The organism is Kitasatospora sp. NPDC051170 (assembly GCF_044455705.1).
Taxonomy (GTDB): Bacteria; Actinomycetota; Actinomycetes; order Streptomycetales; family Streptomycetaceae; genus Kitasatospora.
The window spans coordinates 104141-118802 of record NZ_JBITFA010000013.1 but is presented as its reverse complement, the minus strand read 5'-3'; the positions used below and the strand labels follow the sequence as shown (position 1 = coordinate 118802).

17 protein-coding genes are annotated in these 14662 nt (G+C 73.3%); 8 read left to right on the top strand and 9 right to left on the bottom strand.

Translation table 11 applies throughout. The features are described from left to right. The first annotated feature begins 10 nt into the window (after positions 1-10). The 5 genes from ACIBCA_RS25915 (at position 11) to ACIBCA_RS25895 (ending at position 6362) form a co-directional block, all read left to right on the top strand. Positions 11-1210: an FxsB family cyclophane-forming radical SAM/SPASM peptide maturase gene (locus ACIBCA_RS25915; RefSeq protein WP_396285391.1), complete on the top strand. Its 1200-nt coding sequence runs from the start codon at positions 11-13 to the stop codon at positions 1208-1210. Positions 1211-1489: 279 nt separating this feature from the next. Beyond that, positions 1490-2572, top strand: a complete 1083-nt coding sequence (locus ACIBCA_RS25910; RefSeq protein WP_396285390.1) for an aKG-HExxH-type peptide beta-hydroxylase — start codon at positions 1490-1492, stop codon at positions 2570-2572. 323 nt (positions 2573-2895) lie between these two features. Beyond that, complete coding sequence (locus ACIBCA_RS25905; protein ID WP_396285389.1) at positions 2896-3081, top strand: hypothetical protein; 186 nt, start codon at positions 2896-2898, stop codon at positions 3079-3081. Positions 3082-3137: 56 nt separating this feature from the next. Continuing rightward, a complete protein-coding gene (locus ACIBCA_RS25900; RefSeq protein ID WP_396285388.1) occupies positions 3138-5549 on the top strand; it encodes an FxsB family cyclophane-forming radical SAM/SPASM peptide maturase in 2412 nt (803 codons plus the stop codon). A gap of 45 nt (positions 5550-5594) precedes the next feature. Continuing rightward, entirely contained in the window at positions 5595-6362 is a 768-nt protein-coding gene (locus tag ACIBCA_RS25895; RefSeq protein ID WP_396285387.1) for an aminoglycoside N(3)-acetyltransferase, read from the top strand. A gap of 22 nt (positions 6363-6384) precedes the next feature. Here the strand turns inward: ACIBCA_RS25895 and ACIBCA_RS25890 are convergent, their stop codons facing one another. Genes ACIBCA_RS25890 through ACIBCA_RS25880 form a run of 3 tightly spaced genes read right to left on the bottom strand, consistent with a single transcriptional unit; the run spans position 6385 to position 8894 of the window. Next, positions 6385-7047: a response regulator gene (locus ACIBCA_RS25890; protein WP_396285386.1), complete on the bottom strand. Its 663-nt coding sequence runs from the start codon at positions 7045-7047 to the stop codon at positions 6385-6387. 3 nt (positions 7048-7050) lie between these two features. Further along, complete coding sequence (locus ACIBCA_RS25885) at positions 7051-8196, bottom strand: sensor histidine kinase (RefSeq protein ID WP_396285385.1); 1146 nt, start codon at positions 8194-8196, stop codon at positions 7051-7053. Beyond that, positions 8193-8894, bottom strand: coding sequence for a hypothetical protein (locus ACIBCA_RS25880; RefSeq protein ID WP_396285384.1), 702 nt, complete (start codon positions 8892-8894; stop codon positions 8193-8195). The genes ACIBCA_RS25885 and ACIBCA_RS25880 overlap by 4 nt, the downstream gene beginning before the upstream one ends. Positions 8895-9038: 144 nt before the next feature. Between ACIBCA_RS25880 and ACIBCA_RS25875 the strand changes: the two genes are divergently transcribed. Beyond that, positions 9039-9560 (top strand): DUF2269 domain-containing protein, encoded by a 522-nt coding sequence (locus ACIBCA_RS25875; RefSeq protein WP_396285383.1) that lies wholly within the window; start codon positions 9039-9041, stop codon positions 9558-9560. Between the two features lie 2 nt (positions 9561-9562). Here ACIBCA_RS25875 and ACIBCA_RS25870 read toward each other — a convergent pair whose 3' ends face one another. Then, complete coding sequence (locus ACIBCA_RS25870) at positions 9563-10405, bottom strand: alpha/beta fold hydrolase (protein WP_396285382.1); 843 nt, start codon at positions 10403-10405, stop codon at positions 9563-9565. Next, positions 10402-11004, bottom strand: a complete 603-nt coding sequence (locus ACIBCA_RS25865; RefSeq protein ID WP_396285381.1) for a TetR/AcrR family transcriptional regulator — start codon at positions 11002-11004, stop codon at positions 10402-10404. Before ACIBCA_RS25865 ends, ACIBCA_RS25870 begins: the two co-directional genes overlap by 4 nt. Positions 11005-11125: 121 nt before the next feature. Here ACIBCA_RS25865 and ACIBCA_RS25860 point away from each other — a divergent pair, with 121 nt between their 5' ends. Beyond that, positions 11126-11740 carry a hypothetical protein gene (locus tag ACIBCA_RS25860; RefSeq protein ID WP_396285380.1) on the top strand — a complete coding sequence of 205 codons (615 nt, stop codon included), beginning with the start codon at positions 11126-11128 and terminating at the stop codon, positions 11738-11740. A gap of 13 nt (positions 11741-11753) precedes the next feature. On the opposite strand, the gene ACIBCA_RS25855 is transcribed toward ACIBCA_RS25860, so the two are convergent. Next, a complete protein-coding gene (locus ACIBCA_RS25855) occupies positions 11754-12251 on the bottom strand; it encodes a GNAT family N-acetyltransferase (RefSeq protein ID WP_396285379.1) in 498 nt (165 codons plus the stop codon). 140 nt (positions 12252-12391) lie between these two features. On the opposite strand from ACIBCA_RS25855, the gene ACIBCA_RS25850 reads away from it, so the two are divergent. Continuing rightward, on the top strand, positions 12392-12826 hold the full coding sequence (locus ACIBCA_RS25850) for a VOC family protein (protein ID WP_396285378.1): 435 nt from the start codon (positions 12392-12394) through the stop codon (positions 12824-12826). A gap of 3 nt (positions 12827-12829) precedes the next feature. Here ACIBCA_RS25850 and ACIBCA_RS25845 read toward each other — a convergent pair whose 3' ends face one another. The 3 genes from ACIBCA_RS25845 to ACIBCA_RS25835 form a co-directional block, all read right to left on the bottom strand. Beyond that, complete coding sequence (locus ACIBCA_RS25845; protein WP_396285377.1) at positions 12830-13390, bottom strand: GNAT family N-acetyltransferase; 561 nt, start codon at positions 13388-13390, stop codon at positions 12830-12832. A gap of 129 nt (positions 13391-13519) precedes the next feature. Beyond that, positions 13520-13714, bottom strand: a complete 195-nt coding sequence (locus ACIBCA_RS25840) for a DUF397 domain-containing protein (protein ID WP_396285376.1) — start codon at positions 13712-13714, stop codon at positions 13520-13522. Positions 13715-13716: 2 nt separating this feature from the next. Beyond that, positions 13717-14592, bottom strand: coding sequence for a helix-turn-helix domain-containing protein (locus ACIBCA_RS25835; RefSeq protein WP_396285375.1), 876 nt, complete (start codon positions 14590-14592; stop codon positions 13717-13719). Positions 14593-14662 lie beyond the last annotated feature (70 nt).

The following is a 14662-nucleotide window of genomic DNA, read 5'->3' as shown; positions in this document are numbered from 1 at the left end:
GCTCCCCGCCATGGTGCCGTTCCGGCAGTTCCTGCTGAAGATCCACAGCCGCTGCAACCTCGCCTGCTCCTACTGCTACGTGTACGAGGCGGCCGACCAGAGCTGGCGCGAGCGCCCGCGCCGGATGGAGCTGCCGACGGTGCGCCGCACCGCGCGGCGCATCGGCGAGCACGCCGGGCGGCACGGGCTCGACGAGGTCACCGTGGTGCTGCACGGCGGTGAGCCGCTGCTCGTGGGCGCCGCCCATCTGGACGCCCTGTTACGGGAGTTGGCCGGGGCCGGGCCCCGGGTGCGGTTCAGCCTGCAGACCAACGGGCTGCGGCTGCTGGACGATCCGGCGCTCCTCGACGTGCTGCACCGCCACCGGGTGGCGGTCGGCGTCTCGCTGGACGGGACGCCGGCGCAGCACGACCGGCACCGGCTGCTGCCCTCCGGCGGCGGCAGCTGGGCCCGGACGGCGGCGGCGGTGCGGCTGCTCGGCTCCGAGCGGCACCGGGAGCTGTTCGCCGGACTACTGTGCGTCGTCGACCTCGCGGCCGACCCGGTGGCGACCTACGAGGCGCTCGTCGAGTTCCGGCCGCCCCGGCTCGACCTGCTGCTGCCCCACGCCACCTGGGAGGCGCAGCCGCCGGGCGTGGGGCGCCGGGAGCTGCCCGGCGCGCCGCCGCGCGGCCGCGGAGGCGGGCCGGCGCCGTACGGGGAGTGGCTGATCGAAGCCTTCGACCGCTGGTACGACGCGCCGCGCCGGGAGACCGGGGTGCGGCTGTTCGAGGAACTGTCCGTGCTGCTGCTGGGCGGGCGGGGGGCCAGCGAGGCCGTCGGGCTGGCGCCGGTGGACCTGGTGGTGGTCGAGGCGGACGGGGCCATCGAGCAGGCGGACAGCCTCAAGGTGGCCTACGAGGGCGCTGCCGCGACGGGCCTGGACGTGTGGCGGCACGGGTTCGACGAGGCGGCGGCGCACCCGGCGTTCCGGGCGCGGCAGCACGGGACGGCGGGGCTGGCCCGGGTGTGCGGGCGGTGCCCGCTGGCGCGGGTGTGCGGCGGAGGGCTGTACGCGCACCGGTACGCGGGGGCGGGGGGCTTCGGGAACCCGTCGGTGTACTGCGCGGACCTGGACCGGCTGATCCGGCACATCGCCGGGCGGCTGCGGGCCGGGGTCGCGGGGCTGGTGGATGCGGGGCTGGTGGGCGCTGGTGTCCTGGCTCGTTGACCGGTGATCCGGGACCGATGATCTGCGACCGATGATCCGTGACCGGTGATCCGGGACCGATGATCAGTGACCGATGATCTGTGACCGATGATCTGTGACCGATGATCCGTCACCGCCGCCGGTGAGATCGGCGGGTCGGCCCGGCGCCCGGTCGGCGTCCCGCTCGCCCGTTCGGGTCATGAGCGGTGTCGGACCGGCTGATCCGCCGTTCGGTGGGGAGACTGCGGGCTGGCAGCGGCGGGCCGGCCGGTGCGGGCCGGACACGAGAGAGGACGACCGGTGGCGGAGACGGACGAGGCGGCGGCGGTGGCGGTGACCGGGGTGCCGGGCGCGCGCGGGGCGGACGGACTGCCCCGGCACGGCGTGGACCGGGCGCTGTTCCGGGCGATCGCGGGCGCGCGCGGCGGGCCGGAGGCCGTACGGCTGCTGCGGGCCGGGCAGTTGAGCAAGCGGGCGCTGCTGCTGCTGGCGCTGCGCCGCCGGGCGCCGCAGGACGAGGGGTTCCGCGAGGCGTACGCCCGGCTGTGCGAGCTGCAGCGCGGGGACCGGGCCCGGTGGGAGGAGGTGCTGCTGCGGCCGGAGTTGGACGCCTGGGCGGCGGACTGCCTGCGGGGCCTGGCGGCCGGGGAGGCCGTATCGCTGGGCCTGCTGGGCGAGTTCACGGCCGAGGGGGCGGGGGAGGCTGTGGAGCTGGAGTGCGACGGGCTGCGCTGGCGGCCCTCCGTCGAGCACGCCGGGCTGCGCCTGGTCGACTACGGCCGGCCGCCGGCCGGTCCGCTGAGTGCGGCCGAACTCGCGCTGTGGTGTGAGCAGTTGGAGGAGGCGTGGCGGATCCTGGTGCGCCGCCATCCGTGGCACGCCCGGTCCGTGGCGGCCTGCGTCGGGGTGATCGTCCCGCTGCGTCCGGCGCCCGGCGGGGAGGCGGTCAGCGCGGCCGCGCGGCGGGCGTACGGGGCCGTGGCGGCCTCGCTCCCGGCGGAGCCCGTCCTGTTGGCGCTGGCCCTGGTGCACGAGTTCCTGCACGTCCAACTCGGCGCCCTGCTGGACCTGGTGCCGCTGCACCGGCCCAACGGCGCCGCCGTCTACCACGCCCCCTGGCGGCCCGATCTGCGCCCGGTCGGGGCGCTGCTCCAGGGGACGTACGCGCACCTCGGGGTCGCCGACTTCTGGGCGGCCGAAGCGGCGGCGGGAGTGAGTGAACCGGCGCGTGCGGCGCGGGAGTTCGCGCTGTGGCGGGGCCACACCTCGGCGGCCGGGCGGACTCTGCTGGAATCCGGCGAACTCACCGCGCAGGGGCGGGAATTCACCGAGGAGCTGGTGCGCGCCGCCGGGGCGCTGGACGATTCGGCCCCGAACCGGTGACAGCGGCGGGCGCGGCGCCGGGGCCGAGGGGCCGGGCGGGCGGCGGAGGAGACGGCATAGGAGACGGCATGGGGGCGGCATAGGGGGTGGATTCGAACGCCAGGCCCGGTCAACGCCATTCGGCGCGCGTTCGGGCGGAGTGCGCGACCGCTGAACGGGTGAATTCCGGGCCTTTTACGCGCCGCCGTATGGTGTGGACGGGCCGAGCGGACGAACTTGAGACGGCAAGGTGCCGCGCGGAGTCCGCTCGGGCACTACATTTGGTCGCAACCGGGTGGTCTACCCGCACTCGGCAGGTCCTAACCGCGCCTAAGGAAACGAACATGACTCCGGTAACCAGCACCAGGCCGGCCGGCAACCTCACTGACACTCAGGAGACGCCGGAGCGCCCGTCCCTCGCCGACCTCGCCGCACTCGGCGCGGAGGAGCTCGCCAACCGGCTGCAGCGCGCGCTCCCCGGCGCGGACTCCGGCCTCGTGCCCGTCGCGGCCTTCAACTCCTCGATCTGACCGGCCCGGCGCCGAAAGAACCCAGGCCGAACTCAGACCGGATCACCACCAGGTCCATGCCGACACGAATTCCGCATCCGCTGACGCAATTCGTGGTCAAGATGCACAGCCGTTGCGACCTCGCCTGCGACCACTGCTACGTGTACGAGCACGCCGACACCAGCTGGCGCGCCCGGCCGAAGGTCGTCGCCGACGAGATCCTGGCCAAGACCGCCGAGCGCATCGGCGAGCACGCGGCCGCCCACCGGCTGTCCGCCGTCCGGGTCGTCCTGCACGGGGGAGAACCCCTGCTCGCCGGCCCGGACCGGTTGCGCCGCGCCGCCGAGACCCTGCGCGCCGCGCTCCCGGACGGCTGCGCCCTCGACCTGCGCATCCACACCAACGGGGTGCTGCTCGGCAGGGCGTTCTGCGACCTGTTCGCCGAGCTCGGCGTCAAGGTCGGCGTCTCGCTCGACGGCGACCGCGCCGCCAACGACCGCCACCGCCGCTTCGCCGACGGGCGCACCAGCCACCCCCAGGTCCTCAGGGCCGTCGCCCTGCTGCGCGAGCCCGCCTACCGGCACCTGTACGCGGGCCTGCTGTGCACGATCGACGTCGAGAACGACCCGGTGGCCGTCTACCGGGCCCTCGCTGAACTCGAGCCGCCCGCCGTCGACTTCCTGCTCCCGCACGCCACCTGGGACGAGCCGCCGAAACGCCCCTCCGGCCAGGGCCCCACCCCCTACGCGCAGTGGCTGCTCGCCGTCCACAGGCTGTGGGAAACCGACGGGCGCCCGTTCGCCGTCCGCACCTTCGAGTCCGTCCACCGGACCCTGCGCGGGCTCTCCAGCCTCACCGAATCGCTCGGCCTCGAACCCTCCGACCTCGCCGTCGTCGAGACGGACGGCACCTTCGAGCAGGCCGACAGCCTCAAGACCGCCTACGACGGCGCCCCCGTCACGGGCCTGGACGTCTTCCGGCACAGCATCGACGACCTCGCCCGCCACCCCGGCATCGCCGCGCGCCAGTCCGGCCTGGCCGGGCTCAGCGCCACCTGCCGCGCCTGCCCGGTGGTGCGCTCCTGCGGCGGCGGGCTGTACGCCCACCGCTACCGGGGCGACGACGGGGCCGGCTTCGACCATCCCTCCGTCTACTGCGGGGACCTCATGACGCTCATCAACGGCATTTCGTCCGATTCATCCGATTCGTTCGACCGGGGAGGAACGGCGCCCGTGCCCGCGCAGGCCGGCGAGCGGGAGCCGGTGCGCCCGCACCCGCTCACCGCCGGACACCTCGACGAGTTCGCCCGCGGCTACGGCGGCGCCGAGGCCCTCACCGCCCTCGGCGACGCCCAACTCGCTCTCACCCGCGAGATGCTGGCCGCCGCCTGGGACTCCTCCGGGCGAGGCCGCGGCGACGCCTGGGCCCTGCTCGCCGCCCTCGACGTGGTGGCCCCCGCCGCCGTCGACGCCGTACTCGCCCACCCCTACGCCCGCACCTGGGCCGCCCGTCGCCTCGGCGGGGACCTCGGCGCCGGGCTCGGCCCGCTGGCCTCCCTCGCCGCCGCCGCCGCCGTACGGGCCGGGCGCGGCGACTCGGTGGCCGTGCCGGTGCGCGGCGGATGGCTGCACCTGCCCACCCTCGGGCGGCTCGCGCTGCCGGACGGCGAGGCCGTCGTCACCGGACTGCCGGAGGGCTTAGAGGTGCGGGCCGCGGACGGCACCGTCCGGACGGAACTGGACGCGCCGCTTCGGCAGGTGCGCCTCGCCGGGGGCTGGACCGTCGCGCTGGAGGACGTCGACCCGCTGCGCGACAGCCACGACCACGCGGTGGCCGGACGGCTCTCCGAGGGCGAACTGGCCGACTGGACGGGCGCGTTGCGCGAGGCGTGGGAGCTGATCGGGCGCGACCTGCCCGCCTACGCGGAGGGCATCCGGACGGGACTGACCACCGTCACCCCGCTGCGGCCCGGCCCCGCCGGGCGGGACGTCAGCTCGGCCGCCCGGCAGGCGTACGGCGCCGTCGCCATCGCCCGGCCCGCCACGGCGCCGACGCTCGCGCTGCTGCTCGCCCACGAGTTCCAGCACGTCAAGCTGGGCGCACTGCTCGACCTGTACGACCTGTACGAACGCGCCGACGACCGGCTCTACTTCGCGCCCTGGCGGCCCGACCCGCGCCCCCTGGAAGCGCTCCTCCAGGGCACGTACGCGCACCTGGCCGTCACCGAGTACTGGGGCACCCGCACCCTCGCCTACGACGGGCTGGCGGGCGAGCCGGCCGAACGGGCGCGCGCCCAGTTCGCGCTCTGGCGCCGGTACACGGCGGAGGCGGTCGAACGGCTCGCCGAATCGCAGGCACTGACCGTGCTCGGGGTGCGGTTCGCGGAGGGGATGCGTGAGAGCCTGGTTCCCTGGCTCGCCGTGCCCCTGCCGGCGGCGGCCGAACAGGAGGCCGAACGGGCCCGCGCGGTGCGGCTCGCGAGCGCCTGAGGAACCGCGCCGCCCGCCTCGTACCCGCGTCACGGAGGAGTTCCGTTGCTGACCGTTCCCGCCCTCGTCTCCGGGCTCGCCGACCTCGGGGTCCGCCCCGGCATGGTGCTGCACGTCCAGGCGTCGCTGCGCTCCCTCGGGCCGGTGGCGGGCGGGGCCGGCGGCGTGGTCGACGCCCTGCTCGAAGTCCTGGGCCCCGGGGGGACGTTGGTGGCCTACACCGCCACCCCCGAGAACTCCTCCACCTCCCGGATCCACCAGAGCGCCGTCGAGGGGCTCACCCCCGAGGAGGCCGAGCTCCACCGCGCCGGCATGCCGCGCTTCGACCCGGCCAGCACCCCGGCCTCGCCGACCATGGGCGCCCTCTCCGAGGCCATCCGCACCCGGCCCGGCGCCCTGCGCAGCAGCCACCCGCAGACCTCCTGGGCGGCGCTCGGCCGCCACGCCCGGGAGATCACCGCCGCGCACCCCCTCACCTCCCACCTCGGGCCGGAGTCGCCGCTGGGCCGGCTCTACGACCTCGACGCCCGGGTGCTGATGCTCGGCGTGCCGATGGACCACTTCACCGCCTTCCACCTCGCCGACCTGCGCCAACCCGGCGTCTCCCTGCGGGAGTACCGGTGCGTGGGCGTGGAGGGATGGGTGGCCTTCAAGGCGCCGGACCTCGACGACCTGCACTTCGGGGACCTCGGCGCCCGGCTGTTCAGCACCGAGCCAGCTCTGGCCGTCACCCGCCCGCTCGGGGGCACCACCGCGCGGCTCATCCCCGTCCGTCCGGCCGTGGACCTGGCCTCGCACCTGCTGGCCGCATGAGACGGGGCACAGGCGAAGGACCTCAGTTGAGCCAGCCGGGGCGGACGAGCCCCGACTCGTAGGCGAGGACCACCAGTTGGGCCCGGTCGCGGACGCCGAGCTTCACCATCGCGCGGCTGACGTGCGTCTTGGCGGTGAGCGGGCTGACCACCAAGCGGCGGGCGATGTCCTCGTTGGACAGGCCCAGCCCGACCAGGGCCAGCACCTCGCGCTCGCGGTCGGTCAGCACCTCCAGGCTCACCGCGCGCGGTTCCTTCGAGCGGGCCGCGAACTCGCCGATCAGGCGGCGGGTGACGCCCGGCGACAGCAGCGCGTCCCCGGCGGCGGCCACGCGTACCGCCCGTAGGAGCTCGGCCGGTTCGGCGTCCTTGACCAGGAAGCCCACGGCGCCGCTGCGCAGCGCCTCGAAGACGTACTCGTCGAGCTCGAAGGTGGTCAGGACGACCACCCGGACGTCGTCCAGGGCGCGGTCGGCGGCGATGCGGCGGGTGGCCTCCAGTCCGTCGAGGCGGGGCATCCGGATGTCCATCAGCACCACGTCGGGCCGCAGTTCGGCCGTCAGGCGCAGGGCCGGCTCGCCGTCCTCCGCCTCCCCGACCACCTCGATGTCGGGCTGGGCGTCGAGCAGCGCCCGGAAGCCCGCCCGGACCAGGGCCTGGTCGTCGGCCAGGAGGACTCTGATCATCGGTCACCTCTCGTGGGTCAGCCGCGCCCGGACGCGGAATCCCGCCTCGTGCGGTCCCGCCTCCAGGGTGCCCCCGAAGGCGGCGACGCGCTCCCGCATCCCGATCAGTCCGGAGCCGGAGCCCCCCGCGTGGCCGCCGTCCGCCGGGCCGGGGTCGTCGACCTGGACGGTGAGGGCCTCGGGCGCGGCGGAAAGGGAGACGGTGGCGGTGCGGGCGGTGGAGTGCCGGATCACGTTGGTCAGGGCCTCCTGGACGATCCGGAAGGCGGCGCGCTGGACGGCGGCCGGGGCCCGCTCCGGGGCGCCCTCGGGCAGGACGGTGACGGTCAGGCCCGCCCGGCCGGCCTGCTCGACCAGCTCGTCCAGCCGGTCCAGGCCCGGGGCGGGGGTGCGCGGGGCCGCGCTCCCGGGCCCGCGCAGGGTGCCCAGGACCTGGCGGACCTCGCCCAGCGCCTCCTTGCTGGCGGCCTTGATGGTGGTCAGGGCGGTCCTGGCCTGCTCGGGGCGGGTGTCGATCAGCTCCAGCGCCACCCCCGCCTGGATGTGGATCAGCGAGATGCTGTGCGCCAGGATGTCGTGCAGCTCGCGGGCCATCCGCAGCCGCTCCTCGTCGGCGCGGCGGCGCCGGGCCTCCTCGGCGGCCGCCCGGGTGGCGGCGGCGCGTTCGCGGGTGACGCGGGCCAGTTCGGCGCCGGTGGCGATGAGGAGCAGGATGCCCGCGATGCCCAACTGCTGCCAGCCGCCCGGCTGTCGGAGGTGCGGCGCAGCGAAGGGCAGCAGGAGCTGGGCGAGGTAGAAGGCGGCGCCGCAGGCCCAGGCGGTGCGGCGGTGGCCGCGCTGTACGGCGTTGAAGAAGGCGACGGCGAGGGAGGCGAAGGCCGGGCCGTACGGGTATCCGGCCGCCAGGTAGCCGAGGGTGACCGCCGTGGTGCCCGCCATGACCGCCGCCGGGTGGCGGCGGCGCAGGAGCAGGAGGGCGGGGCCGAGGAGCAGCAGTGCGTAGCCGAGGGCGTCGAGCTGGACGCGGTCGGGCTGGCGCTGGCCCGCTCCGACCGTACCGGCGACCTGGACGACGGCGACGGCCAGGCAGGAGAGGACGGGCGGGCCCGTCCTGGAGTCCCACTTCCACAGCGGGTGTGGATCACTCATGCCGTCAGGCTAGTCCCGGGGGCCGACCGGGCAGCGCCGTCCCCGCGCCACAGCGTCACGCTCACCGCGACGAACCAGACGAAGCCGAGGTAGCGCCCGACCGGGATCAGCAGCGTGGCGGGCTCGGCGACCAGCGAGACCAGGGACAGCAGGCTCGCGACGGCCAGCACCAGCCCCGACCAGGCCACCCAGGTGGGCAGTGCCCGGCTGTTCAGGGCTGTCCGGGACACCTGCCACAGGACCAGGCCGAGCGTGCCGACCGCCGGGGCGGCGCCGGTGATGAAGGTGAGGTCCAGGAGGGCGCGGGCGAGCGGGAGTTCGGCGGTCCGGTTGACCATCGACAGGACCCAGCTGATGCTCGCCGACAGCGCGAGGAGGACGGCGGAGGCCGTCCCCGCCGCCCGGACCAGGCCCGCGCGGGCCTCGGTGCCGAACCGGCCGGTGAAGGCGGTGAGTTGGGGGACGAAGGCCAGGAGGGCGATCGCGGACAGCAGTTGGAGCAGCCCGGAGAACTGGAGGGAGCGGTGCAGGGCGTCCGGGTCGGCGGCGAGGAAGCGCCGGACCGTGTCGTCGTCCGAGTACGGGGTGGCGAGGGGCTGTCCGGAGGGCGCGGAGACGGCCGGGACGACGAGGCTCGCGACGAAGAGGGCGGGGTACAGGGCGCCGGTGAGCGCTCCGGCGGGGCGTGGGCCGGACATGCTGGTTGACCTCCGAGGGTGTTGGGGCGGGTGCGCCCCAGTTCACCGCTACGGGGTGGCGCCGGTCGTCCTCCGGCGGGAGGCTTCCGCCGTACTCCCGGGGAGGGACGACGGCAGGCGGGCGGGGCGGCGAGCATCGGCGGCATGACCGCCTCCGCCTTCCGGCTCTCACCGACCGCCCGTAAGTACGCGGTGATCGTGCACATCGTCAGCTCGGTCGGCTGGCTCGGGCTGATGCTGTGCGTGCTCACGCTCGGCGCGACCGGGCTGCTGACGTCCAGCGCGGACACCCTGCGCGGCGCGTACCGGGCGATGCCGCTGCTCGGGGACGTGCTCGTGCTGCCGCTGAGCCTGGTCACGCTGCTGAGCGGGCTGCTGCTCTCGCTCGGTACGCCCTGGGGGCTGTTCAAGTACCGGTGGGTGGCGGTGAAGTTCTGGCTCACCCTGGCGGCGGCCGGCGCGTCGATATTCGCGCTCACGGCGCGACTTCACGAGGCGGCGGATCTGGTGGCCCGGCATCCGACCGGGAGCATCGCGGAGATGCACCTCGGGTTCACGCGCTACCTGCTGGTGATCGTTCCGACCGTCGCGCTGTCGGTGTACACCGTGAGCGTGGTGCTCTCCGTGCTCAAGCCCCCCGGCCGGCGCCGGAGTTCCCGGGCCTGAGGTCAGTGGTACGCCGTGTACGCCTTGCGGAGGAGTGCGCCGAACTCGGCGGGGTGGGTGGTCAGGCCGATGTGGCCGCCGGGGAAGTGGAGGAGGTCCGTGCCGAGGTGCTCGGCGAGGAACGCGGCGGGGCGGTACGGGAGTTCGCCCCGCGAGTCCTCGCCGCAGGCGAGGACGAGTCGCTCCTTCGGCAGGGCTTCGAGGCGGTGGAGGTCGGGGGCGTACGCCATGAAACTCGGGACGATACGGCCGAGGAAGTAGGGCAGGTCGCCCATGGTCCGTTCGGCGCGTTCCGTTGCCTGGGACGGGAGTTCGACCTTCGGGGCGGGGGCGGGGGCGGGGGCGGGGTCCTCGCCGGGCTTGCGCAGACCGGCGGCGAAGGCGGCCATCGCGGGCATCAGGCCCTCGGTGCGGAGGGTGTCCTGGACGCGGGCGAGCAGTGCGCGGTGGTCGGCGGCGTCGGGGAGGACCTCCACCAGCGGGGGTTCGTGGGCGATGACGCGCCGCACGCGGTCGGGGTGGGCGAGGAGCAGGTGCAGGGCGACGATCCCGCCCGAGCTGGAGCCGAACACCCGGGCGGGCTCGCCGGGGGACAGCTCGTCCAGCAGCCTCAGCGCGTCCTCGGCGTGCTGTTCGACGCTCTGCTCGGCGTCGGGGTCGTCGAGCCTGCTCCGCCCCATGCCGCGCGGGTCGTAGGCCGCGACCGTGTAGGTGTCGGCCAGGTCGGCGGCGACCGTGGCGAGGGAGGCCGCGCCGCCGGTCCCGCCGGGGATCAGGAGGAGGAGCGGGCCGGTGCCGCGCACCTCGTAGTGCAGGGTCGCGCCGTTCACGCGCAGGGTGGTCATGCCCGGGCTCCTTCGTCGAACTCTTCGGTCGTGGGCCAGTGCTCCAGGAGGGTGTGCAGGGCGTCGAGCGCGCGGAGCCAGGAGTCCTGCGCGGGGCGGTTGTGCGCGAAGCCGCCGGTCGCCTCCAGGGCGACGAACCCGTGGAAGGTGCTGCGCAGCAGGCGGACGGCGTCGGTGAGGTCCGGCTCGGCGAGGCCGTAGGCGCGCAGCATGCCGTACGTCAGCTCGACGGCGCGTCGGGGGCCGGGGGCGTCGGCGAGCAGTTCGGGGGCGATCTCGGTCGGCACCTGGGTGGCGGTGTAGCGGCCCGGGTGCCGGTGGGCGTAGTCGCGCCAGGCGTTCGCGTACGCGACCAGGGCGTCCCTGCCGGCCCGTCCGGCGGTGGCCTCGGCGATGAGGATCGTCTTCTCGTCCGCCGCCAGGAGCGCGATGCGCCCGCGCAGGTCCTCAAGGTTGCGGACGTGCGCGTAGAGGCTCGCGTCCTTCACGCCCAGGCGCTTGGCGACTTGAGACATGGTCAGCCGTTCGAACCCGACCTCGTCCGCCAACTCGGCGCCCGCGAGCGTCACTCGTTCCGTCGTCAGTCCTGCGCGTGCCATGTGAACCTGCTTTCCCAGGGCTTTCCTAGGGGTCCTAGTTTGATCCTAGGATCCCTAGGATTGCAAGGGGGAAAACCCGCTCGGGTTGGTGCTGTCAGGGGGCGGTGGCACACTCCCCGCCATGACGATGATCGAAGCGATCGAAGCCGTGCTGAAGGCGAGCGATTCGGAGGCCAACCCCGGGTTCGCCGGCGAGTTCAGGCCGGCAGGGCGGCTGTTGAGCCGGGGGAACATCGGGGTGTGTGGGCTCGATGGCGGGGAGTACTTCTCGTTCGGGGACGTCGCCGACGGGCTGCACGAGGTGTACATGGCGTTCGACCACGACGACGAGCGGGGCCTCATCGTCTCCGCGGTCGCGCTGGTCGCCGCCGGCGCCACCCCGGAGGCGCTGGAGACCGCGACCTGGGAGGAGGCGTCGGACGACGTCAACGACCTGAGCTGGGAAGCCTCGGCGATCTACTCCACCACCCCGGGCAACCTGGTCATCGCCCGGGCCCTCCACCGGACCGACGGATTCGCGGAGGCCGAGGAGCCGGTGGTCCACGCCGTCGCCCAGTTCAAGGCCCAGCAGGACGCGGGCTCCCGCACCCCGGTGCTCGACGTCGTCGTCGACCCGGACAGCGGCGCGAACGCCCTGGTCTTCCCCACCTGGGCCTCCACGTCCAGCAGCATCCTGGTCGGCAAGGACGCGAGCGGCGCGGGCGTCGGGATCATCTGGTCCTGCTTCGGGGAGTGACGCCCGCCGCTGATCAGGACACGATCGGGCTCCGGCGCTCGATGAGCGTGACGTCGCGCCATACGCCGTGGTGGCGGCCGACGCGTTCGCGGGTGCCGATGACCCGGAAGCCGGCGCGGGCGTGGAGGGCGAGGCTGGCGGCGTTCTCGGGGAAGATGCCGGACTGGACGGTCCAGATCCCGGCGGCCTCGGTCGAGGCGATCAGGGCGTCGAGGAGCGCGCCGCCGACTCCCCGCCCGCGCGCGCCGGGGTGGACGTAGACGGAGTGCTCGACGACGCCCGCGTACGCGCACCGACTGGAGCTGGGGCTGACGGCGACCCAGCCGAGGACGCGGCCGTCGGCGTCGAGGGCGACCAGGCGGTGGTCCGGCAGCCTGGCCGCGTCGAAGGCGGCCCAGGTCGGGGCGGCGGTCTCGAAGGTGGCGTTGCCCTCGTCGATGCCGTGCCGGTAGACGGCCAGGACCTGCTCGGCGTGCTCGGGGAGCATCGCCGTGACGGTCACCGCGCTCATGCGCCGGTCTCGACGCCGCGGACGAACAGGACGGACGGAACGGCGGGGGTGCTCACGGCAGGTGGCTTCCTCGGTCGGTTGTGGCGAGCGGACGGTCGGATCGTACGGCCGTTGTCAGGGGAGCGCAGTACGGTCCTGTCATGGCCGCCAAAATTGATCTGACCCTCGACTGCGCGGACGCACAGCTCCTCGCCGAGTTCTGGAAGACGGCACTGGGCTACATCGACGAGCCGCCGCCCGCCCCCTTCACCACCCGGGAGGAATGGCTCGCGCAGTTCGATCTGCCGGAGGACGAATCCGAGGACGACGGGGCGTGGCTCTGTGATCCCGACGGCGTCGGCCCCCGTCTCTCCATCCTCAAGGTCCCCGAGCCGAAGACGGCCAAGAACCGGCTGCACATCGACGTCCGGGTGCCGGGGCACGGCAGCCCCGGTGAGCGGTGGGCGCGGATCAAGGCGGAGTCCGAGCGGCTGGTGAAGGCGGGGGGTGCTGTCCTCCAGGAGTTCGAGGGCCATCACGTGGTGATGGCCGACCCGGAGGGCAACGAGTTCTGCGTCGCCGCAGCCTCGGCCTGAGGGTCAGTTGCGCTGTTCCCACTGGGTGCGGGTGAGGTCGTACTCGACCTCGCCGTGCTCGGAGCCGGGGATGGCGTCGGGCCAGCCGCCGGTGAAGGTGCGGAGGAAGATCAGGCCGGACTTCTCCATGACGCGGCGGGAGCGGGAATTCACGGCCATGGTGTTGGCGGTGACGCGGGTGGTGCCGAGGTCGGTGAAGCCCTTGCGGATGAGGGCGACGGAGCCCTCGGTGGCGTAACCCTTGCCCCAGGAGGCTTGGTTGAGGCGGTAGCCGAGTTCGACGACGGTGGGGTCCCGGTCGTCGAGGGGGCGGAACTCGAACCAGCCGAGGAAGGTGCCGGTGGCTCGTTCTTCGGCGGCCCAGAAGCCCCGGGTGCCGGTGCAGGGGTGGGTGTGGAGGAGGCGGGGGAGAACACGGGCTTGGACGGTTTCGAGGGTGGTCGGCTCGCCGCCGTTGATGAAGCGCATCACCTCGGGGTCGCCGTCGAGGGCGAGGAGGTGGTCGGTATCGGCTTCGGTGAAGGGGCGGAGGACGAGCCGGTCGGTTTCGAGGAAGGTGGGCATGCGCGCGATCCTCGCCGTGGGGGCGGGGGGATGCCACTGGATATCCCCCGCCCCGGCGAGTGAGGGTTGATGTTGAGACGCACCGACGCTCCGCGCCGGTGCGAATGTGCCCCGAGTGGGCACGAGGGTTTAGGCGGTGAGGTGGTCGAGGTCGCCGGCCTTGGCGCTGGTGATCCAGGCGTTGAGCTTGGCGGGGGTGGTGGTGAGGACGACGGCCGGGTCGTCGGACTCACGGATGTACACCAGCTCATCGGCAGAAGCGATCTCGACGCAGTTGGCCTGGTCGTTGCTGTAGCTGGACTTCTGCCAGTTGAGCTGGTGCATGGCTATCTTCCCTGGACCTTGAAGCGGATGTGCTGGAGCATGCCCAGCGAGTCGCGCTGGGCTGGTGATGACTCGGATGTCGTGGCCGACAGGGGCGGAAGCGCCAAGCCCCTGAGTCGGTCGAACTTCCGGTCAAATGTTGTCACGACCTCAGGAGATCCGATGAAGTCGGACCCATGAAGGTGGTCGAGCAGAACAGCGTCGAGCCGGGTGTGTGTTCCCCGAATGAGCAGGAAGGAGCTGTCGTTCGAAGCGTACGTGGTGCAGTCGAACGGGAGGATCTGAATCGTCACGTTGGGCAGCCTGCTCATCTCGATCAGATGGTTTAGCTGGTCCCGCATGACGGCTGGCCCGCCGTACATCATGTGCAGGGCTGCCTCGTGGATCACAGCGCGGTAGGGAGGCGCGTTGTTGCCGGTGAGGACCTTGCTGCGTTCGTGGCGAAACTCGACCATCTTCTCGTTGTAGCCCTGGATGACCTCGCTGTAAGCCCTGGTCTGCAAGAGCCCAGGGATCAGAAGCGATTCGTAGGTATCCAAGGCTGTTGCGTTCGCCTCGGCTTCGGCCAGATCGAGCGCACTGCGCTTCGTGTCGTGCTTGAACTCGGTCCACCAGCCCTTCCCCGAGCTCTCGCTCATGGCGATGAGGCCAGCTCGATACTGGGCGTCCGTGACCTTGCAGATGTCGAGCCAAGCGTTCAATCGCTCAACATTGAGACCGAGTCTGCCCGCTTCGGTGTGGCTGATGTTCGGACCCTTCACGCCCAGCGCCTCGCCGATCTCCAACGCTGAGATGCCTGCGGCATCCCGAAGGCGGCGAAGTTCCTCGCCAAAGCGGCGCTGTCGTTCGCTGATCCCAGACCTGAACCCCATGGGCATGCCCTTCCTGCGATCTACTCCTACGGAGAGTGTAGGGGCATGTGCGGAGTGTGTTGCAGACTTGAGGCAA